The sequence below is a fragment of the Microbacterium sp. Gd 4-13 genome, from assembly GCF_003095395.1.
Classification (GTDB): Bacteria; Actinomycetota; Actinomycetes; order Actinomycetales; family Microbacteriaceae; genus Microbacterium.
This window is the reverse complement of record NZ_QEIJ01000005.1, coordinates 97,036-121,450: the sequence shown is the minus strand read 5'-3', so window position 1 is coordinate 121,450 and position 24,415 is coordinate 97,036. Positions and strand designations below refer to the sequence as shown.

The following is a 24,415-nucleotide window of genomic DNA, read 5'->3' as shown; positions in this document are numbered from 1 at the left end:
TCACGGGGTAACACCACCGGCGGCCTCGGCGAGATGCTGTGCGATCTCGCCGAGGGCGTCGTGCGTCGCCGCGTCGGCGGCGATGCGCTGCGCCGCGGCGCGGTAGGAGCGGTCATTGAGGATCGATGCGACCGCAGAACCGACGGACGCAGCATCCGGTGTGCCGGTGCGGAGGTCGATTCCGGCCCCGGTCCAGCCGACGCGGGCCGCGACCTCGGGTTTGTCCTCGGTGCCGCCCGCGACGACGAGGGGGACGCCGGCGGCGAGGGTCGCCTGCACCCCGCCGTATCCGCCGTTCGTGACGACGACGTCGACACGGGGGAGGAGCGCGTCGTAGTCGAGGTAGCTCGCCGCGTAGGCGTTGCGCGGAAGGGGGCCGATGGCTTCGACCTCGCGTCCGCCCGCGGTCACCACCACGGCCGCGTGGCGATCGGCGAGGGCGTCGAGGGTGGGGCGCACCAGCCGACCGAAGTCGTGGTTGTCGATCGTCCCCTGCGTCACGTGCACGACCGGGCGTTCGCCGTCGAGCTCTTCCCACCACGAGGGGCGACGGGAGATCGTGGCACCCTGCGGCAGGACGCCGACGAAGCGGGTGTTGGTGGCGAGATCGGTGCGGGGGTACTCGAGGGCCGCCGGGCCCGTCTGCAGGAACCGGTCGTAGTGGCGGGAGGCGTCCATGATGAACTCGCGCAGTTCGGCGCCGGTGGCGGCGAAGGCGCGGGCGCCGGCCCGCTGCGTCGGCGCGAAGACGACGCGTCGCGCCGCGGCGCCCATGGCGGCGTACCTCAGCCGGTCGAACCGACCGCGGGGAGGGGGAAGAGCCAGACCGTAGGGAGCGACATCGCGCGAGGTCTGACTGAGGGGCGTCACCCCCAGCGCCAGGATGGGCGGGCGGTCATCGGTCTGCGCGATGAGGGGCAGCACTCCGGCGAAGGCTCCGTCGACCAACACCGCATCGGGACGCAGGTCGTCGATCAGCGGACGGATCGATCGGTACTGGTCGGGGATCGTCTCGACGAAGATGGTGCGGATGTCGTACTCCGCTCGTCGGACGCCACGGTAGCGCGCACCGTCGGGCAGGTATGTGTCGGGCCGTCGATCGTCGTAGTCTGCCGTCCCGGTCAGCGCCCGGTGCTCCGCCCCGGCGCCCTCGACCTGCGACGAGAACCGGGTTCCGGTCAGGACGACGACCCGGTGCCCTCGTGCGACGAGGTGCCGGGCGACGCTCAGGATCGGACCGACGTGCCCGTGGATCGGATTCGCCGCGAGAAGATAGGTGGCCACCGCGCACTCCCACGTAAAGTTTCGTTAGATGCAGACTCTAGCCATAAATGGAAGGTCGTTGTGACGCCGAGAACGTATTCCTCGCCGGTGCGTGAGGCGGAGGCCGCCCGCACCCGCGCGGCCATCGTCGATGCGGCGGCCGCCCTGTTCTCCCGCGACGGGTATCCCGCGACGACGATGACCTCGATCGCTCGCGAGGCCGGCGTCTCGGTGCAGTCGGTGCGCCTGGCGGGCACCAAGGCCGCTCTGCTCATCGCCGCGTTCGAGCGCACCTTCGCCGGCGATGAGGGGCGGCACAGCCTGTCGGAACGGCCGGCGATGGCCGAGATCATGGCGCGCGCCGACAGTGCCGATGCGCTGCGCGGCTGGCTCGACTACGTGGCGGAGGCCAATCGCCGCACCGCGGGGCTCACGCAGGCGATGGCCGTGGCTGCCGAGACCGATCCTGTCGCTCGCGCCGCCGTCGCAGATCTGGATGCCCGTCGCCGATCCGACATCGGTCTCGCCGCGCGGTGGGCTCGGGAGCGCGGGATGCTGTCGACGGGAGCGATCGAAGAGGCCACCGATGAGCTCAACCACCTCGTCGGTCCCGAGACCTACGACTTCTTCGTGAGGAGGTCGGGGTGGGATGACGAGCGGTACCGCGCGTGGATGGAGCGGGCTCTCGTGAGCCTCATCGAACGATGGGGTGAGCGGTCGTCAAATTGACTAGACGGTGCATCTAACGAACTGCTAGCGTGCGGTCCATGAGACTTCTCGCGTGGTGGTTCCGCATCGTCGGACTCGTCTACATGGCGCTCGGCGTCACGTTCATCCCTCTCCTCAACACGGGCAGGGTCGATGGCCTCGTGCCCGGGTTCGACGCGGCACGGGGAGGCCCGGCGTGGAACGGGTTCGTCGACTTCACCTTCATGTTCGGACTGGAGGAGATCGTGCTCGGAGCGTTCCTGGTCTTCGCCTCGTTCCGACCGCGGTGGTGGGAGTCGCTGGTGTGGTTGCTCGTGGCGTTGTCGGTCGTGCGAGGTGTCGGGCACGACGTGTACATGATCGCGAGCGCCTACTCGCCGGGAAGCTACGTCGCCTTCGCAGCTTTCCACTTGGTGCTGATCACGACGGGCGTGCTGTTCCTCCGGCGGTGGCAGCGTCGCGCTCGTCGTGCGCCCGCGACGCCCGCAGCATCCGCGCGTTCCGATGCGGCGACGAGTCGGTGACGGTGCCGGAGAGGTGAGGCCGCGGGCGGCGCACCGTGGGGATGCGTCGCCCACGGCCCGCGCGGGAGGCCGGCGTGCCCGCGCGCGATGACGGCTAGCGCAGCTCGCGCGTGCGGTAGAGGCGGGTCGCCAGCAGCGCGCCGACGACGACACCGGCCAGCCCCAGGCCGACGCCCGCGCCGATCAGTTGCGCCGTAGAGGCCGAAACGCCGTCGGCGAGATCGACGAGACCCAGCGCCTGGTTCAGCCACAGGAATGCGGCGATGGCGAGAGCCGGCGCGTAGGTGACGAGCCGCCCGCGCGCATAGCCGATACGGAACAGCACCGGCAGCTGCAGCGCCATAGCCAGGCCGATGAACGCGAAACCGGCGGCCAGCGCTACTCCCATGAGCTCGGCGGCGACCGTGTCGCCCCTCACGAGGGCGACGACCGCGGTCGCGGCCAGGGCGATGGCCGCGGCGATCGCCGTGAAGACGAGGATCGCCAGAGTACGGCCGAAGACCACACTGCCGCGCGACACCGGGAGGATGCCGTAGAGGGTCTCGAGTCGACCGCGCTCGTCGCCCAAGAAGGGGGCGGACAGCATGATCGACGCGACGAAGGCGGCCGCGACCACGGCCATGCCGGGAACGGGCAGCACCGCCGCAACGACCACGATGAACGCGAGGGGGAGGATCGTCTGCTTGCGGGGGAGCCACGAAGCCAGGTCGAATCGGGCGAATTTCAGGATCGTCATGCTGCGCTCCGCTCGTGCTCGATGGACAGGTGGATGATGATGTCGTCGACGCTGGCTGCGTCGATGACGATGTCGGGGCCGAAAGCGCTGGTCTCGGAAGCGCTGATCAGTGCCGACCATTGCGGCCCGAGGCGCTGCACGCCGATCAGACCCCGGTCGGGATGCGGGCCGGAGCCGCGGGCGACCGCGTACTCGTCGCGCACGTCTGCCAGCGGGCCTCGACGAGCGATGCGGCCGCCCACCAGGACGACGAGGTCGTCGGCGAGGTCGTCGAGGTCGGTCGTGATGTGGGTCGAGAACAAGGTCGCGTGGTCGGGATCGATCATGAACTCCCGGATGACGTCGCTGATCTCGCGACGCGAGGCCGGGTCGAGGCCGCTGGATGGCTCGTCGAGGATCAGGAGCTCCGGGCGTTGCGCCAGGGCTGTGGCGAGGGTGAGGGTGATGCCCTGGCCCCGCGACAGCTCCCCCACGCGTCTGTTGCGCGGGACGGCGAAGCGATCGAGCAGGTCGTCCATGCGCTGCTGGTCCCACCGGTCGTAGAACGGTGCCAGACGGCGACCGATGCTGGCGACGCGCCAGTCGGGGGAGGCGGCCGGCTGATCGAGCACGACTCCGGTGCGCGCCAGCGCCGCCGGCGAGCCTGCGGGGAGCCCCATGACCTCGCCGATCCCGGAGTCGGGCGTCACCAGGCCGAGAAGCGTGCGGATGAGGGTGGTCTTCCCGGCGCCGTTCGGACCGACGAGACCGACGATCGCGCCGCGGGGAATGTCGAGCGAGATGTCGGTGAGCGCGAAGGAGCGGCGGCGGATGGCCACATCATCGAGGCGTGCCATGGTGTCAGTCATGTGTTCTCCAGACGTCGTCGAGGAGTCGATGGATGTCGTCGATGTCGAGCTGCGCGTGGTGGGCGGCGAGGCGGAGGTCGCGGAGCGCAGCGTCCACGCGGTGTCGTAGCGCGGTCGCCGCGAGATCGGAATCGACCTCGCGCACGACGAACCCTCGCCCGTGCTCGTTCTTCACCAAACCCTCCGCGACGAGGTCGTTGTAGGCGCGTGTGATGGTGATCACGCTGACGCGCAGGTCGGCGGCCAGTTGCCGGAGCGAGGGCAGGGTCGTGCCAGAGGCTGTCTCGCCGGACAGAATGGCCGTCCGCACCTGCGTCTTGATCTGTTCGTAGATCGGCGCCGCGGTGTCGGTGGAGATGATGATCTTCACGAGCTCCCTTCTGTATATATACACAATAACAGTATCGTCGCAGAGCGCCACCTCGGGCCTCGTCGATCGTTGACCGAGCGCGGGGACATGTGATGAGACCTGCATCTGACGGACGGCACGCGAAGGGGCGCCGCCTCCGAAGAGACGGCGCCCCGGGGAGCGATCAGGACTCGGAGTCGACCGCCCGCCTCCGTCGGATCGCCAGCACCAGACCCACACCCAGCGCACCTGCGGCGAGGAGTGCGAGCGAGCCGATGCCCGCGACGCCCGTAGCTGCCAGGGCGCCGGTCTGTCCGCCCGTCGTGCCCGTGCCGGCCGGGAGCGGCGTCGTGGTCGAGCCGGGTGTCGGCGTCGACGTCGGGGTCGACGTCGGGGTCGGGGTCGGAGTCGGAGTCGGCTCGCCCCCGCCGTCGACCGGTGCCGCGGCGATCGTCACCACGAGCGCCGCCGAACTCGACGCCGACGCGACGTCGGTGCGACCGAAGGTCGCGACGATCGCGTGGTCGCCCTCGGGCAGCCCACCCTCGATCGTCAGCGTCGCGACCCCGTCCACGACCTCGGCGGTGCCGAGCACGGTGCCCGCGGCGACATCCGCGCGAGCCGTGGGAGCGGCCCCTTCCGTGAAGGTGACGACGCCCTCGGTCTCGGCCCCCGTCACGGTGGCCACCAGCGTGAGCGGCGCACCGGCGACGAGCTCGCTGCCGGCATCGACGGCGAGCGTCGTCTCGGTGGGTGCGAGAACCGCCACCGAGGTCTCCTGCACGCGACCCGATCCTGCACCGACCGCGAACGCGTCCTGCGGCCCGAGCTCGGACTCCTCGTCGACCTCGATCGTCGCGACCGCGACCCCGTCGGCGTTCGCGACGATCGGGTCGAGGGCGAGGTCGCCGAAGCCGAACTCCACCGATTCGCCCGAACGGTACCCGGTCGCGGTGAGCGTCAGGCTGTCGCCCGGAGCCACCTCGGTGCTCGATGCGGTCAGCTCTCCGGGCTCTCCCGCGGCGGCGAGTTCGGCGCACGCGTCGCCCTGCACGCCGACCGTCGGCACCTCGGCGCCGGCGCTGATCGCCCCGACGGGGAGCGTCTCCCGGTCGGCGAGCGGGCGCAGACCGTCGTCCTCCCGGACGACGAGCCGGCCGAAGGCGTCCGACCCCATCACGGCGTTCGTGGTGTTCGTGACGCTCACCGTGATGCCCATTGCGCCGGCGGGGTAGGGGGAGGTGTCACCGTTCACCGGAACGGTGATGGCCTGGCAGATCTCGCCCGGCGCGAACGACACCTTCTGCACCGCGGAGGCGACCGTGCTCGCACCCACCACGCTGACCCAGCCCGAGACGGAGGTCTCGGCGGGTGCGTCGAGGTACACCGCCACGTCGGCGGTGCTCGGGCCATTGCCCTCCTCGACACTGGTCGAGGCGACGTTCACCGTGGTCCTCTGCTGCGCGACGGCGTTGCCCGGGGTCGGGGTGTCGAACGCGAGATCGGAGAGATAGACCCCGCCCGCGCCCGTTCCGTCGGCGCCGACACCCGCCGTGAAGCGGATCTCGCGGACGTCGGTGAGGTCGATGCCGGTCATCTCCGCCGTCGGGATCGTCAGCTGCTGCAGCACGAACTTGTTGAGGGTCGTGTTGGTGCCGCCGGGCATGCGGTTGATCGCGAGAGGGTCGATGGCGGATGCTGCGCGCGAGAAGGTGTTGCCGGCGCCGTCGATCACCGAGATCGTGAAGTCGGTGCCGGTGGGAACCGTCCGATCGGGGGCCGTCTTCACCGTCAGCTGCGACCGGCTCGAGACATCGCGCTGGGCGGCGGGAACCGATACGCGCAGCTCGCCCGTGCTGGCGGCTGCGGGGTCGGTCGCCGATCCGGTCCAGGTGACCCGGGTCACCGGGGTCGCCGGCACGTTCAGTCCGAAGCGCACGGGAGTCCAGTGCGGAACCCGAGCCGTTCCGATCTCGCGGGTGGTGCAGTAGGGAACCGTCGGGGCGATCGAGGTGGCCGTCTCCGCGTTCGCGCACACCTGCGCGGAAGCGCTCCCCGCCGTACGTACGAGCGTGCTCCTCTCGGCGAAGTCGGTCACGAGGGTCGTGGCCGTCGTGGGCTGGCTGGCCATCACCCGTACGTCGGCGAACGTCGTCGCCGTGGTGGTGGGCTTCGTCGATCCGTCGAAGAGTGTCTGGAACTGCGTCTCGCCGCCCATCGTGAGGCGGAAGAAGCCCGTCATGTACGACACGCCGACCTGGTACTGCTGTGCGGGGGTGAGGCGCGACGCGTCACGGGTGGAGCAGCTCGAGGTGGTGTCGTTGCGGTTCCAGTCGTCGCTCGTCGAGTACGGGTAGAGCCCGGGCGTCCACACCGTGTTGAAGAAGTTGTGGTTGGCGCCCATGACCCACACGGCCGACCGCATCACGTCGTCGCCGAAGGCGTGGCGGGAGTCGTCGATCATGTGCTGCCCCTGCTGGTTCGACACGTCGCCGTCGCAGTAGGGGAGGAAGACGCCCAGAGACACGTCGGGAACGGTCATGCGGCCGAAGTCGACGGGTGCCAACGGCAGAACGGAGATGATGCCGTAGGGGTCTTCGAGGCCCTGGTTGAGCGTCGCCGCCGACGTCGCCCCTTCGCCGCCTCGGGAGTGGCCCATGACCCCGACGCGGTCGAGGTCGAAGCGACCCGCGAGGGACGCTGCGGTGACGCCCGCGGCCGTGGCCGGCGCGTCGGTCCGGGCGGTGGCGTAGGTCAGCGCCTGGTCGAGCGTGCGGGTGGTCTTCGTGGAAGAACCCTCGGCGTTGGGCCAGCTGATGTCGTCGAACACGACCGGCTTCCCGTCGTTCGCCTTCTCCAGCATCCCGAGCGTGTCGAGGATGAGCTGTCCGCGGGCCTGCGCGCCGTAGTCGAGTGCCAGCTGGTTGTCATTGGAGTTGACCGCGTTCGCCGCGATCGACAGCACGTTGTAGCCGTGCGAGGCGAGGGCGCGGCCGGTGCCCTCGTAGCCCTGGTATGAGCGGACGTTGACCTGATCCGGCCCGCAGGGCCACCGCAGGGGGTTGGCGGTGCCGGTCGCGCACGAACCGTGGCGCCCGTGCAGGAGGATCACGGTCGGCCGTTCGCCCGGCGCATCCGTGAGGTACATCTTGCCGGTCATCTCGCCGCGGATCCCGCTGATGCCGGCGAGCGCGACGGAGCGGTCGCCGAAGTCGTACTCCGCCTCGGTGACGGCGTAGGAGCCGAGATCGCTCGGATCTTCGGTGGCTTCCGGAGCGGCCAACCGTCGCAGCTGGCTCTCCAGCGCGTCGTTGACCTCCTCGTCGGTCACCTCGGTGAGACCTCCTTCGGCGGCCTTGTCGCCGTCACTCGACGCCCAGCCCTTCTCCACGGTGCGCGCGGAGCGCACGGCGGGGTCGGTGGTCAGAGCCGACAGCGACAGGCCGTCGGCGGACTCGATCGCGAGACCGACGGTCTTGCCGTCGACGACGAGAGTGGGGGCGTCGCTGACGATCGGCAGTGCCTCGTCGAGTTCGTACGTGACGAGGTAGCCGCCCGGGGCGGTCGTGATCGACCACTCGTCGCCGGAAGCGACGATTCCGTTCTGGGGTGCGGCGAATGCGGGGGTGGGGCTCAGGACGAGTGCGGGCAGCACGATGGCCGTTGCGACGACGATCGGACGTGCGCGCGAGGACAGGCGAGTTCTCACGGTTCTCCGGGTGCGGCAGGGCACGACGAACAACGGCCAGGTGCCCATCCTCGAGGAACGAAGACGGCGCCGTCCGTGCACGGGTGCGGGTGGGCGGGTGCCGGGAGTCGGCCCCGATCAGAGGCTATGGATCCAGGACGCGCGACCGGCGCCGATTAACAGGTTGGTAACACGCTTTTAATGACCCGCGAACACGGCCCGTACGGCGCGAGGGGCGGTGCTCGCGCGCGGAGAGTGCGGGGTGCAGAATGGATGCGGCGTGCCCGGGTCTGTCTGTCCCCTTCGCTCTCGTCGAGAGCAGAGGTGGGGAGCCGCCGGGCCCCAGGACAGCGTCCGCCGCCCCTTGCTATACGCACAGTCGAGGAGCCCCATGTCCACGAACGAAACCGCCGCCCCCTCCGTTCCGGCGGAGCGCATCGCGCAGCACCGTCGCTACCTCATGTGCCGGCCCCAGCACTTCACCGTCAGCTACAGCATCAACCCGTGGATGGAGCCGAGCCGGCCCACCGACACCGACGTGGCGCTGCGCCAGTGGCAGACGCTCTACGACACCTACCTCGCGCTCGGTCACGAGGTCGAGCTCATCGAACCGCTCGAGGGCCTGCCCGACATGGTCTACACCGCCAACGGGGGCTTCCTCATCGACGGCATCGCCTACGGCGCGAAGTTCCGCTTCCCCGAGCGCGCGGCCGAGGGGCCGGCGTTCATGGAATGGTTCCGCGACAACGGCTACACCGTCGCCGAGCCCGCCGAGGTCAACGAGGGCGAGGGCGACTTCCTGCTCGTCGGCGACACGATCCTCGCCGGCACCGGGTTCCGCTCGACCGGAGACAGCCACCGCGAGGTGGGAGAGGTCTTCGGCAAGGAGGTCGTGTCGCTGACGCTGACCGACCCGCGCTTCTACCACCTCGACACGGCGATCTCGGTGCTCGACCCCGTTCAGGGCCCTTCGACCGGCTCAGGGGCCGGAGGGGTGGAGCGGGCGAACATCGCCTACCTGCCGAGCGCGTTCGATGAGGAAGGCCGCGGCATCCTCGCCGAGCGCTACCCCGACGCGATCCAGGTCGACGACGTCGACGGCGCGGTCTTCGGGCTCAACTCCGCGAGCGACGGCCGGAACGTGCTGATCTCGCCCCGGGCCAAGGGCTTCGAGGCGCAGCTGCGCGAGCGCGGCTACAACCCGGTGCTGATCGATCTGTCGGAGCTGCTGCTCGGCGGCGGCGGCATCAAGTGCTGCACCCTCGAACTGCGCGGCGGCTCGCGATGAGCACCTCGACCGACACCGGAACCCTGCGGATCATCACGGCGGAGGACGACCACCTCGCCCACAACTACCACCCCCTGCCGGTGGTCATCTCGCGCGGCGAGGGCGCCTGGGTCACCGATGTCGAGGGCAAGCGCTACCTCGACCTGCTCTCCGCCTACTCCGCGCTCAACTTCGGGCACGGACACCCCGCGATCCTCGCGGCGGCTCGCGAGCAGCTCGATCGGCTCACGTTGACCAGCCGGGCCTACCACAACGACCGACTCGGGCCGTTCGCCGCGGCGCTCGCCGAGCTGTGCGGCAAAGACCTCGTTCTGCCGATGAACACCGGGGCCGAGGCGGTCGAGACGGGCATCAAGGTCGCCCGCGCATGGGCGTATCGCGTCAAGGGCGTGGCACCGGATGCGGCGAAGATCGTCGTCGCGAACGGCAACTTCCACGGCCGTACGACGACGATCGTCGGCTTCAGCGACGACCCCGTCGCGTACGAGGGCTTCGGTCCCTACGCTCCGGGCTTCGTGCACGTGCCGTTCGGCGATGCCGCGGCGATCGAGGCTGCGATCGACGAGAGCACCGCCGCCGTGCTGATCGAGCCGATCCAGGGTGAGGCGGGCGTGGTCATTCCGCCCGAGGGGTATCTCCGGGCCGTGCGCGAGCTCTGCACGGCGCGCGGCGTGCTGTTCATCGCCGACGAGATCCAGTCGGGGCTCGGCCGGGTCGGCACGACCTTCGCCTGCGATCGCGAGGGTGTCGTGCCCGACGTCTACCTCCTGGGCAAGGCGCTGGGCGGCGGCATCCTGCCGGTGTCTGCCGTCGTCGCGAACCGTGACGTGCTGGGGGTCATCCGCCCGGGCGAGCACGGCTCGACCTTCGGCGGCAACCCGCTCGCCGCGGCCGTCGGCCTGCAGGTGGTCGAGATGCTGGCGTCGGGGGAGTTCCAGACGCGCGCGGCTGCTCTCGGTGAGCACCTCGCCGCCAGGCTCGACGCGCTCGTCGGTCACGGCGTGACCGCGGTGCGCGTGGCCGGTCTCTGGGCGGGCGTCGACATCGATCCCGCCGTCGGCACCGGGCGCGAGGTGGCCGAGCGGATGCTGGCACGCGGCGTCCTCGTCAAAGACACCCACGGGCAGACGATCCGCCTCGCCCCGCCGCTGGTCGTTCGGGGCACCGAGCTCGACTGGGCCGTCGAGCAGCTGCGCCACGTGCTCACGGTCTGACGCGCAGCATCCGCCTCGCCCCGGCCGCCGAGACCGCTCGACGAAGGCGTGCGGTTTCGCCGGTGCAGTCAGCGCACGGTGACCTCGACCGAGTGCCAGCCCGTCGCGCCATCGGGCACGACGTCGGCGCGGTCGGGGGTCTGGGTCTCGCCGTCCGCGTTCGTCGCGCGCACGGTCAGCCGGTGGGTGCCGGATGCTGCCTGCCACGGCAGGCTCCACTGCACCCAGGTGTCGTCGCTGATGGCCGAGGCCAGGGTGGCCTGCTGCCACTCGCCCTCGTCGATCTGCACCTCGACGCCGGCGACCCCCACGTGCTGCTGCCAGGCGACTCCGGCGATGACCGTCTCGCCGGCGGTGAGAGAGGTGCTGCGGCGCGGCACGTCGATGCGCGACTCGAGCTTGATCGGTCCGCGCTCCGACCAGCCGCGGTCGGTCCAGTACGACGTCGCCGCGTCGAAACGGGTGACCTCCAACTCGGTCACCCACTTCGTGGCCGAGACGTAGCCGTAGAGACCGGGCACGACCATTCGCACGGGGAAGCCGTGCTCGGTCGGCAGGGGTTCGCCGTTCATGCCCACGGCGAGGATCGCATCGCGCTCGTCGGTGAGGGCCTCGATCGGCGAGGAGGCCGTGAACCCGTCGATCGAGCGGGAGAGCACCATGTCGGCGTCGGCGCTCGGTCGGGCGCGAGCGAGCAGTTCGCGGATCGGGTAGCCCAGCCACACGGCGTTGCCGATGAGGTCGCCGCCGACCTCGTTCGACACGCAGGTGAGCGTGGTGATGCTCTCCTCCAGCGGAAGGGCGAGGAGCTCGTCCCAGGTGATGGTGACTTCCTGCTCGACCATGCCGTGGATACGCAGCGACCAGTCGGAGGTCGACACCTGGGGAACGACCAGGGCGGTGTCGATGCGGTAGAAGTCCGCGTTCGGGGTGATGACCGGCGCGAGCCCGTCGATCCCGAGCTCGGCCCCCGCGGCCACCGCGGGTGCGCGCGAGGCGGGCGTCGGCAGGCGGATCGCGTCGCGGGCCGCGGTCACGACCTGTGCGCCCGCCCGCACCGCGCTGCCGGCGATCGCGAGCACGACGCCGGTCGCCGTGACGGCTCCCGCCCAGACGAAGAATCCGCGGCGGCCGGGATCGGCGGGACCGCCGTCGGTGCGCCCGGCGGCCTCCTGCGACCGCACCGCCGAACGGGCCAGGTACCGGATCGCGATCGCGCCGATCGCACCGGCCAGTGCCGCGGGGAACCAGGAGGCGACGGAGGCGTCGGGGCGGGTGGCGGCCACCACCGCGCCGCCGATGCCGATGGCGAGCACGAGCAAGCGGCCCCAGGGCGGGCGGCGTGCCTCCAGAACCCCGGCGCCGGCGGCCAGGACCGCGGCCACGAGGCCGATGCCGACGAGGAGCGCGATCTTGTCGCTCGTGCCGAAGAGCGCGATGGCGGTGTCTTTCGCCCACGAGGGCGCGAGGTCGATCATCGCGCCGCCGACGGCGGCGAACGGGCTCGATGCGGGGGCGACGAGCCCCGCGACGAGTTCTCCCGCGCCCGCGGCGAGCGCCACCGAGCCCACGCCGGCGATGGCGGGTAGGAGCGGTGAAGGTCGGGAGGCGACGGGCATGCGCTCAGCGTACGTCCGCCCGAGGGGCGGGCGGATGCTGCGACGAGAGCCCCCGGCGGCTTCTCAGGCGGGCGCAGCGCAGCTGATCTCCGCGGCCGCGGCGCGCCCCCGCAGCATCCGCCCTCCTGCGCCGTCGAGACCGCACGGCCTCGACGAAGCCGCATCCTCTCGCGGGGAGGGGAGCGAAGAAGAGGGAGACGGATGCTGCGGGGCGAAACAATGCCGCAACACGGGCGGGGATAGGCTCAGGGGATGGGCGACCTGTTCGACGGATACGGCTCCACGCTGGCGCCGCGCAAGACGGCGTCGGGGGTACCCGCCTTCGACGAGATGTTCGGTCACCCCGCTCATCCCGGTGAGGCGGCCGAGTCGCGCACCGCATACCGCGAGCTCTATCAGGCGCTCGCGAAGATGACGCAGGAAGAGCTGCGCGGGCGCACCGACTCGCTCGCGAGCTCGTACCTCGCGCAGGGCGTCACGTTCGACTTCGCCGGCGAGGAGCGCCCCTTCCCGCTCGACGCGGTGCCGCGCGTGATCACCTACGACGAGTGGTCGAAGGTCGAAGCCGGCGTCAAGCAGCGCGTCAAGGCGCTCGAGGCGTTCCTCGACGATGCCTACGGCCACCAGCACGCGGTGCGCGACGGGGTCATCCCCGCGCGTCTGATCTCGTCGTCGCAGTACTTCTACCGCCAGGCCGCGGGCATCCGCAGCGCCAACGGCGTACGCATCCAGGTCTCGGGCATCGACCTCATCCGCGACGAGAACGGTGAGATGCGGGTGCTCGAAGACAACGTGCGCGTGCCCTCGGGCGTGAGCTACGTGATCTCGAACCGCCGCGTGATGGCGCAGACGCTTCCCGAGCTCTTCGTCTCGATGCGCGTGCGCCCCGTCGGCGACTACCCGAACAAGCTCCTCGCCGCCCTCCGCGCCTCGGCCCCGCCGGGGATCGAAGACCCGAACGTCGTGGTGCTGACCCCCGGCGTCTACAACTCCGCGTACTTCGAGCACACCCTGCTCGCCCGCCTCATGGGCGTGGAGCTCGTCGAGGGGCGCGACTTGCTCACCGCCGGCGGCAAGGTGTTCATGCGTACCACCCGCGGTCCGCAGCGCGTCGACGTCATCTACCGTCGTGTCGACGACGAGTTCCTCGACCCCCTGCAGTTCCGCGCCGACTCGATGCTGGGCGCCCCCGGACTGATGCTGGCCGCGCGGCTGGGCAACGTCACGATCGCCAACGCGGTCGGCAACGGCGTCGCCGATGACAAGCTCGTCTACACCTACGTGCCCGACCTCATCCGGTACTACCTGGCCGAGGAGCCGATCCTCAAGAACGTCGACACCTGGCGCCTCGAAGACCCGAACGCGCTCGAGGAAGTACTCGACCGCCTCGACGAGCTCGTGGTCAAGCCCGTCGACGGGTCGGGCGGCAAGGGATTGGTCGTCGGGCCGGACGCATCGCCCTCCGAACTCGAGAAGCTGCGCACGCGCCTGCTCGCCGATCCGCGCGGCTGGATCGCGCAGCCGGTGGTCATGCTGTCGACGATCCCCACCCTCGTCGAGGACGGCATGCGTCCGCGTCACGCCGACCTGCGGCCGTTCGCGGTCAACGACGGCGAAGATGTCTGGGTGTTGCCGGGCGGGCTCACTCGCGTCGCGCTTCCCGAGGGGCAGCTCGTGGTGAACTCGAGCCAGGGCGGCGGATCGAAAGACACCTGGATCGTCGGCGGCTCGGCCCCCGGCCACGTCGAGTACGGGCAGGGCGTCGGACTCGCCGGCCTCGTCGCCGATCAGGCGGCGACGGTGACCGAGGCGATCCCGATCATCTACGACGGGCAGCCGGCGCCGGTCGTGTCGCCCCACGACCGTCCCCTCTCGCGCAGCGAGCAGCAGGAGCAGCAGCAGCAGTCCGACCCCGAGCACGGGCCGCAGGCCGAACAACAGCAGCAGCAGGCCCAGGACGGTGCCGGATGCTGAGCCGCATCGCCGACCCTTCGACACGCTCAGGGACCAGGAAGGACGGCTCATGCTGAGCCGCATCGCAGACCCTTCGACACGCTCAGGGACCAGGAAGGACGGCTCATGCTGAGCCGCATCGCAGAGAGTTTGTTCTGGATCGGGCGCTACATCGAGCGCAGCGACGGAACGGCGCGCATCCTCGACGTGCACCTGCAGCTGCTTCTCGAAGACCCTTGGATCGATGAAGACACCGCCTGCCGGTCGCTGCTGAGCGTGATGGGCTCGGCCCAGCCCGAGGGCCTCGAGCACGTGCGGCGCGAGGACGTGCTGCAGCGCCTGGCGATCGACCGCATGAATCCGGCGAGCATCTCGTACGCCCTCACTGCCGCGCGCGAGAACGCCCGGCGGGCGCGAGAGATCGTCTCCACCGAGCTGTGGGAGACCCTGAACACCTCGAACTCGCGCATGCCCCGGCGCCTGCAGACCGAGAAGGTGTCGGAGTTCTTCGGCTGGGTGCGCGAACGCGCCGCCCTCGCGGTCGGCATCGTCGACTCCTCGACCAGCCGTGACGAGGCCTGGCAGTTCTTCACCCTCGGTCGCAGCATCGAGCGGGCCGACATGACGGCGCGGCTCCTGGCGACGCGATCGCTCACCGAAGCATCCGGCCCGTCGTGGACGACCATCCTGCGCTCGTGCGGGGCGTACGAGCCGTACCTGCGCACCTACCGCGGCATGCCCAGCGCCCACAACGCCGCCGAGTTCTTGCTGCTCGACCGGCTCTTCCCCCGCTCGATCATCTACTCGATCCAGCGCGCGGAGGAGTGCATGAGCCTCATCGACCCGCGCGCCGATCGTGTCGGGCATTCGAACACGGTGCTGCGGGCGCTCGGGCAGATCCGCAACGACCTCGAATACAGCCCCATCAGCGACGTGCTCTCGGAGTTGCCGCACCACATGAAGCGAGTGCAGAAGGTGACGCGCGAAGCATCCGAGGCCATTCGCCAGCGCTTCTTCCCGACGCAGGCGGAGCCGAGCTGGATCGGAGAGATCTCGTGATGGTTCGACGGGCTCACCAACCGGGGCTGTGCCCCCGCGGGCGGGGGCAGGCATGAAGAGATTGCGCATCGAGCACTCGACCGGCTTCTCGTACCAGGGCGACGTGTCGGCCTCGTACAACGAGGCGAGGATGCTGCCGGTCTCGACCGACAGCCAGTTCGTGCTGAGTTCGTCGCTCGACATCGACCCCTCGACGTCGGTGAACCAGTACATCGACTACTTCGGCACCCGCGTTAGCGCGTTCGACGTGCTCTCGCCCCACGACGATCTGAGCATCACCGCTCGCTCGCTCGTCGAGGTGCGACCGCGGCCGATCCAGCACCTCGACGTGTCGTGGGAGTCGCTGGCGGCCGAGGCCGAACGCTCCATCGCGACGGTGGAGCAGCTCACGCAGACGGCGCGCACGCGGCCCCACCCCGAGGTCGCCGAGATCGCCCGATCCATCGCCGGTCAGCACGACCACCCGGGTGCCGCGGCGCACGCGATCGCCGAGGCGCTCGGTGACGCGGTCGAGTACATGCACGGCGTGACCAGCGTGCTCTCCACGGCTCACGAGGCGTGGGTCGCGCGCAAGGGCGTGTGCCAGGACATCGCGCACATCACCCTCGGTGCCCTCCGCGAGGTGGGGATCCCCGCCCGGTACGTCTCGGGCTATCTGCACCCGCGTCCGAACGCCGAGGTGGGCGTGGCCGTCACGGGCGAGTCGCACGCGTGGGTGGAATGGTTCGCCGGTGACTGGCAGGGCTTCGACCCCACGAACAACATCGAGATCGGCGACCGTCACGTGCTCGTCGGTCGAGGGCGCGACTACAACGACGTTCCGCCGCTGCGCGGCGTGTACGCCGGTCCGTTCAAGTCGGCGCTGAACGTGAAGGTGACGATCACCCGCGAGATGTGAGCGTGCGGAGGCGGTCGCTCATTGCCCGCGTTCGGGCGCGGCGGTCTCCGGCCCGTCGGTGCGCGGGTCAGGCCTGCGCGTTCGCGGGAGGTGCCGGGCGGATGCTGCCGCGGAGGAACGGCAGCCACGGAGCCCGGTACACGAGCGAGCGGTCGTCCGGCGAGAGCGTGAGCTCCGCCTGCCCGAACCGCCAGACGCGGGTGAAGAGGAAGATCGCGACGGTCGCGCCGTCGCTCGGCACCTGCCACGTGCCGAGGCCCCACTGGGTCGGCTGGCCGCGCCCGTCGAGCACGAGGGTCGGGCGCACGCCGGCGTAGAGCGCGAACCAGGGCTTGCGCAGGGTCAGCTCGATGCGACGGGTCGTCGGGGCGGTCATCCCGCCGACGTTACGGGCCCTACCGCGCAAGTGCCAGTGCGAGCATGCACCCCGAGGGCACGACGTCCGCCCGAGAACACGGCGTGCGTGCGTGCTCAACCCGTGCGCTCGGGCGCATGCCGTGCGCTCGGGCGAACGCTCGGCGCGGGGGGATCGGCAGGCCTGGGCGCAAGGGGTTCCCTGGAGAGGCTCATCAGGCGAGAGTGGAGCATCCAGTCGCTGCCCGCGGGCGGCGACGAGTTCGCGACGAAGCGAGAGGTGCTCCGCATGTTCACCAGCCCTTACGAGGCCCTCGACATCCCCGATGTCGGCGTCTACGAGTACCTCTTCGCATCGCTCGAAGACTCCGACCTCGACCGCGTGGCGCTGATCGACCCGCAGACCGGCTCCGAGACGACCTACGGAGCACTGCGCAGCCAGATCGAGGCGTTCGCGGGTGCTCTCGCCCACCGCGGTGTCGAGGTCGGCACCGTCGTGGCGATGCTGTGCCCGAACGTGCCGGCGTTCGCGACGGTGTTCCACGGGGTGCTGCGCCTGGGAGCCGTCGCCACGACCGTCAACTCGCTCTACACGGCGCACGAGATCGAGGAGCAGCTGCGAGACTCCGCTGCCACCTGGGTCGTCACGATCTCGCCCCTCCTCGAGCACGCGGCCGAGGCGGCGCGGGCGGTGGGCATCCCCGACGAGCGGATCATCGTGCTCGACGGCGCCGACGGGCATCCCCATCTGCGTGCGCTGCTGGCCGAGGGGCGGGCAGCGCCGGCCGTGTCGTTCGATCCGGCGACCCACGTCGCCGTTCTCCCCTACTCCTCGGGGACGACCGGGATGGCCAAGGGCGTCATGCTCTCGCACCGCAATCTCGTCGCGAACGTCGAGCAGTGCCGCATCGCGATCAACCTCGGGCGCGACGATCGCGTGCTGGCGGTTCTGCCCTTCTTCCACATCTACGGCATGACGGTTCTGCTGAACCTCGCGTTGCGCCAGCGGGCGAGCCTGGTGACGATGCCCCGGTTCGACCTCGTCGAGTTTCTCCGCAGCATCCAGGACCACCGCTGCACGTTCCTCTTCATCGCTCCGCCCGTGGCCGTCGCGCTCGCCAAGCTCCCGGTCGTCGACGACTTCGACACCTCGAGCGTGCACACCGTCTTCTCGGGCGCCGCCCCGCTCGACGGCGAGACGGCGCGTGCCACCGCGCGGCGCCTGAACGCCCACGTGCTGCAGGGGTACGGCATGAGCGAGCTGAGCCCCGTCTCGCACGCCACGCCGTTCGACCGCGACGACGTGCCCGAGAGCGCGGTCGGGGTGCTGCTGCCGAACGTCGAGGCGAAGCTCGTCGACGTCGACTCGGGTGCCGAGATCGACGAGCACGGCGCCGACGGACTCACCTCTCCCGGCGAGATCTGGGTGCGGGGGCCGAACGTCATGCTCGGATACCTCAACCGCCCCGACGCCACGGCCGAGACGATCGACGCCGACGGTTTCCTCCACACCGGCGACATCGGCGTGCACCACGTCGACGGCTACTTCGCGATCGTCGACCGGCTGAAGGAGCTGATCAAGTACAAGGGCTACCAGATCGCACCCGCGGAGCTCGAGGCGCTGCTGCTGTCGCATCCGAAGGTCGCGGATGCCGCGGTGATCGGTGTCTCGGACGACGACGGCCAGGAGGTGCCGAAGGCCTTCGTCGTCGCGGTCGCGGGCACCGACCTCACCGAGGAAGACGTGGCAGGCTTCGTCGCCGAGCAGGTCGCGCCGCACAAGAAGGTGCGTCGCGTGGAGTTCATCGACGCGATCCCGAAGTCGGCCTCGGGCAAGATCCTCCGGAAAGACCTGCGCGCCCGCGAGAAGGCGGCTGCGGCCGGCTGACGACACCCCCGATCGGCCGAGGGTCGACGGCGGGCGTGACGGCGTAGCCTCGACGGGTCGACCGAACCTCGGAGGAACCATGGATCTGGCCCTGAACGGACACGTCGCCCTCGTCGTGGGCGGCACCGGCTACATCGGCAGCGCGGTTGTCGAGCGCCTCCGCGCCGAGGGCGCGACCGTGCTGAGCGCGGGGCGCAGCTCCGGAGACGTGGTGATGGATGCTGCGGACGACGGCTCGGTCGCCTCCGCGATCGCCGGCGTGCTCGCCGAGCACGGCCGCCTCGATGCGCTGGTCGTCACGGCGGCGCCGGCGGCGCAGACCCTCGACCCGGCCCTCTCCGCCGATCCCGCCGATGTGCTGGCCGCCGTCGACGGCAAGGCGATGACATTCCTCCGGGCGGCGAACGCCGCGCTCCCGCTCATGCGCGAGGCCGGCTACGGCCGCATCATCGGGGTCGCCGGGCAGAACGCTCTCGTCACGGGCGACGTGCGCGGATCGATCCGCAACGCGGCGCTGATCATCGCCGCCGAGAACCTCGCCGACGCGTGCGCGGGAACCGGGGTGACGGTGAACGTCGTGAACCCGGGCCGCGTGACCGACGAGCCCAGCACAGACGTGCAGCCGGGGCGGGGCGGCGAGTCGTCGCCCGCGCAGATCGCCGACCTCATCGCCTTCCTCGCCTCGCCTCTCGCCGCCGCCGTCTCGGGCGAGTCGATCGCGGTCGGGCATCGCGTGCGCGGGGTCACCCACCTCTGACCGCGCGCCACCTCGGTCGCGGCAACCGACCCCGGCATCGCCCGGTAGCCTCGGGCGAAGGCGCGCCCTCTTGCGCGCCGGAGATCGAGACACCCATGAGCGCGCGATTCGAAGAGCTCGACTGGCAGGACACCCGGATGGGTGAGCTGACCCTCCGGCGGCGCGCCGACCCGGCGACGGGCGAGCAGATCTACGAGGTCAAGCTCAAGGACGAGTACCTCATGTCGAGTCTGTTCACCGTGGCCGAGGAGGAGCTCGCCACCCTGGGGCTGGTCGCCGCGGCGGGCGACGACCTGCGCGTGCTCGTCGGCGGGCTCGGGCTCGGGTGCACCGCCGCGACCGCGCTGGCCGATGAGCGGGTCGGCAGTCTCACCGTCATCGACGCTCTTGCCGCCGTGATCGGCTGGCACGAGCGGGAGCTGCTGCCCGTGTCGGCGCAGCTGGTGCGCGACGAGCGGGTCTCGCTGGTGCACAACGACTTCTTCGCGGTCGTGCGGCGCGCGCCGGGTGCCGACGACGAGCTCTACGACGCGATCCTCCTCGACGTCGACCATTCGCCGCGTCACACGCTCGATCCGACCCACGCCGATCTCTACACGGCCGCGGGGCTCGCCTCGTTGGCTCGCCACCTCGCCGACAGCGGCATCTTCGCCCTCTGGTCGGACGACCCGCCCGACGCCGACTTCCTGTCGACGCTGTCGTCGGTCTTCGACGACGCCACCGCGCACGTCGTGGACTTCGCCAACCGGCTCACCGGCGGCACGTCGTCGAACACCGTGTACGTCGCCGCCCGGCGGCCTGGTGCGGGCGGACATACGCTGGACGGATCGTCGAACGAAGGGGTCACCGTGTCAACAGGTGCCGAGCACGTCGAACCGCACCGTATCCCCGAGCCGGGCGAGCCGAGCGTTCCCGAGATCGAGGTCGACGAGACGGTCGCGCCCCGCCCGGAGGAAGAGATCGCCGACGTGGCTCGCGCCGAACCCGACGTCGACGACCACTCTCCGTCGGCAGGCTGAGGCCGCTAGTCGGCCTGTTCGTCCTCTTCCGGTTCGAACGTCGAGGCCGTGCCGGTGTGTCCGGCCGCCACGCCGCCGAGCTCGTTCGGAATGGTGCCGTCCGTGCCCAGGCCGTCGGGCTTGACGTCGCCGTCGGGGTCGTTCTTCGAGTGGTCGTTGTCGCTCATGTCGAACTCCTTCGTTGGGACTGCCCAGCGTGCGCCATTCCTCGTGGCGCGTCGACCCTTCTTCCGGATCGGACGGCGCCTCGTAGAATGACGCCGCCTCGAGGTGCGGGCCGGGATCCGATGCGGCAGCTCACGGGCGGTCGGAGACCTCGGTGGGCTCGTCCTCGCGGCGGCGGGCGGGGGCGGATGCTGCGGACCCGAGCGAGATCGTCGCCAGCAGTCCGAGCGTGAGGAAGCCGGCTGCCGTGAACGCGGCGGCCCGCGTTCCGTCGGAGAAGGCCTCCTTCGCCGCATCCGCGACGGCGGCGCTCTGGCCCGACGCCTCGAGCCCGGCGATGGCGGCGCCGGCGCTGTCGACCACCGACGAGACGATCTGGTCGCTCTGGGCCTGGGGGATCCCCTGGTCGGCGAGGGAAGCGCCGAGGATCCCGGCCGTGCTGGAGTACAGCACCGTTCCGAGCACAGCGACCCCGAGCGCCGCGCCGAGCTGCCGAGAGGTCGACTGCGTGCCCGACGCCTGGCCGCCCTCGGAGGCGGGCACGTCGGCGAGAACGACGCCGGTCAGCTGGGCGGTGGCGAGCCCGACGCCGAGGCCGTAGACGAAGAGGAACGGCAGCAGCGGAACCCACGACGCGTTCGGGCCGATGACGAGGGCGATCCCGGCGACGCCGACGATCTCGGCGGCGAGGCCCGCCCGCACCACCCACACGGGGGCGACGCGACCCGAGAGCGCCCCGGCGATGCCGCTCGCCACGAACGAGCCGATCGCGAGGGCGAGCAGGATGAGGCCGGTCTGGAGCGCGTCGAACCCGATGACGAACTGCAGCCACAGGGGAAGGGCGAGGATGATGCCGAACTCGCCGAGCGAGACGACCATCGCCGCGATGTTGCCGTTGCGGAACGAGGTGATGCCGAACAACCCGAAGGCGAGAAGCGTCGAACGGCCGCGGCGCCTGCGGTGAAGGCCCCAGGCGATGAACGACGCGAGCCCGAGCAGCGCGACGGCGAACGCGATCGGCACCGGGGAGAGCTCCCACGGCCAGGTCGCGTCGCCGAGGGTCGGCACGGTGTCGACGAGCCACCAGCCGTAGGTGCGCCCCTCGATGAGGCCGAACACCAGGGTGCTCATGGTGACGACCGACAGCACCGCGCCGACACCGTCGATCCGCTCGGCGCGGTCGCTGGGCGATTCCGCGACAGTGAGCAGCACGCCGACCACGATGATGATGCCGAGCGGGATGTTGATGCCGAAGGCCCACCGCCACGAGAAGGCGGTCGTCAGCCATCCGCCCAGGAGCGGGCCCACGGCGGCCATGCCGCCGATGGTCGAACCCCAGACCGCGAACGCGATACCCCTTTCGCGGCCGCGGAAGGTCGCGTTGATCAGCGACAGCGTCGTCGGGAGGATCATCGACCCGCCCACGCCCTGCACGAGGCGGGAGAGGATGAGCAGCCCGCCGGTGGGGGCCAGGGCGGCGGCCACGGAGGCGATCACGAAGATCACGACGCCGATCAGCAGCATCCGTCGTCGTCCGAAGCGGTCGGCGAGGCTGCCGAAGACGAGGAGGAGCGAAGCGAAGACGAGGGTGTAGGCCTCCTGCACCCACTGCACCTCGGTCGACGAGATGCCGAGGTCGTCGACGATCGACGGGATGGCGACGTTGACGATCGTGGAGTCCACGATGATCAGCGAGACGGCGATGCTGATGAAGACGAGCCCCACCCAGCGGAGCTTCGACGAATGCGACATGTCGCTAGATTATCTAGCTATATCGCCGGAGGCGAGTGGCGACCGCCGCGAGATCATTCTGCTCGGGGCGACCTCGGCTCCCACGTCGCGCGGATAGGTTGTTCGCATGGACAAAGGCACGCACGACCAGGCCGAACCCGCGAAGAACTGGGCCGGCACCTACGCGTACCGCGCCGCGAACCGGGCGCGACCCCGCGACCTCGACGAACTGGTGGCGCTCGTGCGCGGTCGAGGCGACCGCATCCATGCCCTCGGCACGAGGCACTCGTTCACCGATCTGCCCGACACCGGCGGCACGCTGATCGATCTGACTTCGCTCGACGGCGGCATCGAGATCGACGGTGCCGCGCACGTGGTGCGGGTGCCCGGAGGTACGCGTTACGGCGTGCTGGCGCAGGCGCTCGAGGCCGAGGGATGGGCGCTGCGCAACCTGGGCTCGCTCCCTCACATCAGCGTCGCCGGTGCCACGGCGACCGGCACCCACGGATCGGGCAACGGCAACGCGGTTCTGTCGACCGGCGTGCGCGCGCTGCGCTACGTCGGCGCCGACGGCGAGGTCCGCGACGTGCGCCGCGGCGACCCCGACTTCGAGGCGCTGGTCGTGGGCCTCGGCGCGTACGGCATCGTGACGCAGGTCGAGCTCGACATCGTTCCGACCTACCGGGTGCGCCAAGACATCTACGGCGGTGTCACGTGGGAGGCCGCGCTCGCCGACCTCGACGCGGTCACGGGCGCCGGCTACAGCGTGTCGGTCTTCACGCACTGGGACGACGACGAGATCGGTTACGTCTGGGTGAAGACGCGCCTGGTCTCCGACGACGACGATGTTGCCGCCGCGCTCCTCGACGGAGTGATCGTGCACGACGATTCGCCGCTCGGCAGTCACGACAACGTGACGGAGCTCGGCGGGATCCCGGGGCCCTGGATGCTGCGACTGCCGCACTTCCGCCTCGACCGCGAGCCGTCGTTCGGCGCCGAGATCCAGACGGAGTACTTCGTCGACCGATCGGCCGCACCCGACGCCCTGCGCGCGGTGCGCGCCCTCGCCCCGATGATCCGCCCGCACCTCGCCGTGAGCGAGCTGCGCACCGCGGCGCGCGACGGGCTCTGGCTGAGCCCGGCGTACGAGCGCGACGTGCTCGCCATCCACTTCACGTGGCACGATCGTGCCGCCGAGGTCGCCGAGGTCATCCCGCACATCGAGGCCGCGCTCGCTCCCTTCGCCGCGCGCCCGCACTGGGGCAAGCAGCACGCCTTCGATGCCGAGCGGATCGCGGCGGTGCACCCCCGCATCGCCGACGCCCGCGCGGTCTTCGAGCGCCTCGACCCCGAGGGTCGTTTCGTCAACGCGCATCTCGAGCGGGTCGGAGCGCGCCTGCCGCGCTGATCGCGCCGAGAGTGCCCGTTCCCGCCGAGAGTGGCCGCTTTTTCGGGCACGGATGGCGAGAACGGGCACTTTCGCTGTGCGGAAAGCCGCGCGCCGCCATACTGGGAGGGTGACGACGGAGCACGCGGGGCCTCAGGACGCATCGGCGCGTTCGGTCATCGACCGGGCCTTCACGATCCTCGGAACCTTCCAGGGCGGCCGGGTGCGTCAGACGCTCTCGGAGATCAGCCGCCGCACGGAGCTGCCGATCGCGACCTGCCATCGCATCGTCCAGCGCCTCACCGAGTGGGGGGCCCTGGAGCGTGAGACGGAGGGGCGCTACCGCATCGGCCTGCGCCTGTGGGAGGTCGCCTCGCTCGCGCCGCGTGCCGTGGGCCTGCAGCGCCTGGCGCGCCCGTACATGCAGGACCTGTACGAGACGACGGGCTACGCCACCCATCTCGCCATCCGCGAGGGCAGGGAGCTCATCTCGATCGAGCGCTTCCAGAGCCCGCGCCGCCCGGCACGCCGTCCGCTGGTGGGCAACCGCTACCCGATGCACGCGACGGCGATCGGGCAGGTGCTGCTCGCCCACGCGCCCGAGGAGATCAGGGCCGAGGTCGTCGAGGGCGACCTCGAGCAGTTCACGCCGCGCACGTACACCGACCGCGAGACGCTCACCCGCGTCCTCGACGACATCCGCCGCAGCGGCTACGCCGTGAGCGACCGCCAGGTGGACAACATCCACGTGAGCGTCGCCGCCCCTGTCTTCGGCGCCGACGCAACGGTGATCGCCGCGGTCTCGCTCGCGCTCACCGAGCAAGACGTCGACGGCAAGAACATGATCCACCTGGTGCGTCTGACGGCGACGTCGATCTCTCGCGCGCTCGGGGCGGCGGGCTTCGGCGAGACCCCCTGACCCGCGCCGACCCGCACCGCACCGCTGAGAGTCCAGAACACCCGGACA

At 70.7% G+C, this 24,415-nt stretch carries 21 protein-coding genes; 12 read left to right on the top strand and 9 right to left on the bottom strand.

Annotated features, from left to right (window positions below; translation table 11 throughout):
* Window positions 1-1,284, bottom strand: a complete 1,284-nt coding sequence (locus DEA06_RS11040) for a glycosyltransferase (RefSeq protein ID WP_116648047.1) — start codon at window positions 1,282-1,284, stop codon at window positions 1-3.
* Window positions 1,285-1,344: 60 nt separating this feature from the next.
* Between DEA06_RS11040 and DEA06_RS11035 the strand changes: the two genes are divergently transcribed.
* Both DEA06_RS11035 and DEA06_RS11030 read left to right on the top strand, forming a co-directional pair.
* A complete protein-coding gene (locus DEA06_RS11035) occupies window positions 1,345-1,992 on the top strand; it encodes a TetR family transcriptional regulator (protein ID WP_165817982.1) in 648 nt (215 codons plus the stop codon).
* Window positions 1,993-2,030: 38 nt separating this feature from the next.
* Window positions 2,031-2,495, top strand: a complete 465-nt coding sequence (locus tag DEA06_RS11030) for a BphX family protein (RefSeq protein WP_116648046.1) — start codon at window positions 2,031-2,033, stop codon at window positions 2,493-2,495.
* A 94-nt stretch (window positions 2,496-2,589) separates the two neighbouring features.
* Here the strand turns inward: DEA06_RS11030 and DEA06_RS11025 are convergent, their stop codons facing one another.
* The 4 genes from DEA06_RS11025 to DEA06_RS16720 form a co-directional block, all read right to left on the bottom strand.
* Window positions 2,590-3,231 carry an ABC-2 transporter permease gene (locus tag DEA06_RS11025; RefSeq protein ID WP_165817981.1) on the bottom strand — a complete coding sequence of 214 codons (642 nt, stop codon included), beginning with the start codon at window positions 3,229-3,231 and terminating at the stop codon, window positions 2,590-2,592.
* A complete protein-coding gene (locus DEA06_RS11020) occupies window positions 3,228-4,079 on the bottom strand; it encodes an ABC transporter ATP-binding protein (RefSeq protein ID WP_116648044.1) in 852 nt (283 codons plus the stop codon). The genes DEA06_RS11025 and DEA06_RS11020 overlap by 4 nt, the downstream gene beginning before the upstream one ends.
* Complete coding sequence (locus DEA06_RS11015; RefSeq protein ID WP_116648043.1) at window positions 4,072-4,449, bottom strand: GntR family transcriptional regulator; 378 nt, start codon at window positions 4,447-4,449, stop codon at window positions 4,072-4,074. Before DEA06_RS11015 ends, DEA06_RS11020 begins: the two co-directional genes overlap by 8 nt.
* Window positions 4,450-4,612: 163 nt before the next feature.
* Window positions 4,613-8,137 (bottom strand): Ig-like domain-containing protein, encoded by a 3,525-nt coding sequence (locus DEA06_RS16720; RefSeq protein ID WP_205781265.1) that lies wholly within the window; start codon window positions 8,135-8,137, stop codon window positions 4,613-4,615.
* A 370-nt stretch (window positions 8,138-8,507) separates the two neighbouring features.
* Between DEA06_RS16720 and ddaH the strand changes: the two genes are divergently transcribed.
* Window positions 8,508-9,404 carry a dimethylargininase gene (ddaH, locus tag DEA06_RS11005; protein WP_116648042.1) on the top strand — a complete coding sequence of 299 codons (897 nt, stop codon included), beginning with the start codon at window positions 8,508-8,510 and terminating at the stop codon, window positions 9,402-9,404.
* A complete protein-coding gene (gene rocD / locus DEA06_RS11000) occupies window positions 9,401-10,618 on the top strand; it encodes an ornithine--oxo-acid transaminase (RefSeq protein WP_116648041.1) in 1,218 nt (405 codons plus the stop codon). Before ddaH ends, rocD begins: the two co-directional genes overlap by 4 nt.
* A gap of 68 nt (window positions 10,619-10,686) precedes the next feature.
* Here the strand turns inward: rocD and DEA06_RS10995 are convergent, their stop codons facing one another.
* Window positions 10,687-12,237 carry a molybdopterin-dependent oxidoreductase gene (locus DEA06_RS10995; RefSeq protein ID WP_116648040.1) on the bottom strand — a complete coding sequence of 517 codons (1,551 nt, stop codon included), beginning with the start codon at window positions 12,235-12,237 and terminating at the stop codon, window positions 10,687-10,689.
* 252 nt (window positions 12,238-12,489) lie between these two features.
* On the opposite strand from DEA06_RS10995, the gene DEA06_RS10990 reads away from it, so the two are divergent.
* The 3 genes from DEA06_RS10990 to DEA06_RS10980 all read left to right on the top strand — a co-directional run bounded on the left by DEA06_RS10990 (window position 12,490) and on the right by DEA06_RS10980 (window position 16,147).
* On the top strand, window positions 12,490-14,211 hold the full coding sequence (locus DEA06_RS10990) for a circularly permuted type 2 ATP-grasp protein (RefSeq protein WP_116648039.1): 1,722 nt from the start codon (window positions 12,490-12,492) through the stop codon (window positions 14,209-14,211).
* A gap of 105 nt (window positions 14,212-14,316) precedes the next feature.
* The gene (locus DEA06_RS10985) at window positions 14,317-15,249 is read left to right on the top strand and encodes an alpha-E domain-containing protein (RefSeq protein ID WP_116648038.1); all 933 of its coding nucleotides are present in this window, start codon (window positions 14,317-14,319) and stop codon (window positions 15,247-15,249) included.
* Between the two features lie 52 nt (window positions 15,250-15,301).
* Window positions 15,302-16,147 (top strand): transglutaminase family protein, encoded by an 846-nt coding sequence (locus DEA06_RS10980; protein ID WP_116648037.1) that lies wholly within the window; start codon window positions 15,302-15,304, stop codon window positions 16,145-16,147.
* A 67-nt stretch (window positions 16,148-16,214) separates the two neighbouring features.
* Here the strand turns inward: DEA06_RS10980 and DEA06_RS10975 are convergent, their stop codons facing one another.
* Window positions 16,215-16,523 (bottom strand): hypothetical protein, encoded by a 309-nt coding sequence (locus tag DEA06_RS10975; protein WP_116648036.1) that lies wholly within the window; start codon window positions 16,521-16,523, stop codon window positions 16,215-16,217.
* A 267-nt stretch (window positions 16,524-16,790) separates the two neighbouring features.
* Here DEA06_RS10975 and DEA06_RS10970 point away from each other — a divergent pair, with 267 nt between their 5' ends.
* The 3 genes from DEA06_RS10970 to DEA06_RS10960 all read left to right on the top strand — a co-directional run bounded on the left by DEA06_RS10970 (window position 16,791) and on the right by DEA06_RS10960 (window position 20,165).
* Entirely contained in the window at window positions 16,791-18,389 is a 1,599-nt protein-coding gene (locus tag DEA06_RS10970; protein WP_116648215.1) for an AMP-binding protein, read from the top strand.
* 79 nt (window positions 18,390-18,468) lie between these two features.
* Window positions 18,469-19,146 carry an SDR family oxidoreductase gene (locus tag DEA06_RS10965; RefSeq protein ID WP_116648035.1) on the top strand — a complete coding sequence of 226 codons (678 nt, stop codon included), beginning with the start codon at window positions 18,469-18,471 and terminating at the stop codon, window positions 19,144-19,146.
* A 95-nt stretch (window positions 19,147-19,241) separates the two neighbouring features.
* Complete coding sequence (locus DEA06_RS10960) at window positions 19,242-20,165, top strand: spermidine synthase (RefSeq protein WP_346427032.1); 924 nt, start codon at window positions 19,242-19,244, stop codon at window positions 20,163-20,165.
* A 5-nt stretch (window positions 20,166-20,170) separates the two neighbouring features.
* On the opposite strand, the gene DEA06_RS16580 is transcribed toward DEA06_RS10960, so the two are convergent.
* Together DEA06_RS16580 and DEA06_RS10955 are read right to left on the bottom strand one after the other, a co-directional pair.
* Window positions 20,171-20,332, bottom strand: coding sequence for a hypothetical protein (locus DEA06_RS16580; RefSeq protein WP_165817980.1), 162 nt, complete (start codon window positions 20,330-20,332; stop codon window positions 20,171-20,173).
* 130 nt (window positions 20,333-20,462) lie between these two features.
* Window positions 20,463-22,082 carry a DHA2 family efflux MFS transporter permease subunit gene (locus DEA06_RS10955; RefSeq protein WP_116648034.1) on the bottom strand — a complete coding sequence of 540 codons (1,620 nt, stop codon included), beginning with the start codon at window positions 22,080-22,082 and terminating at the stop codon, window positions 20,463-20,465.
* Window positions 22,083-22,188: 106 nt separating this feature from the next.
* Between DEA06_RS10955 and DEA06_RS10950 the strand changes: the two genes are divergently transcribed.
* Both DEA06_RS10950 and DEA06_RS10945 read left to right on the top strand, forming a co-directional pair.
* A complete protein-coding gene (locus tag DEA06_RS10950) occupies window positions 22,189-23,469 on the top strand; it encodes a D-arabinono-1,4-lactone oxidase (protein WP_116648033.1) in 1,281 nt (426 codons plus the stop codon).
* A 109-nt stretch (window positions 23,470-23,578) separates the two neighbouring features.
* A complete protein-coding gene (locus DEA06_RS10945) occupies window positions 23,579-24,367 on the top strand; it encodes an IclR family transcriptional regulator (RefSeq protein ID WP_205781264.1) in 789 nt (262 codons plus the stop codon).
* Window positions 24,368-24,415 lie beyond the last annotated feature (48 nt).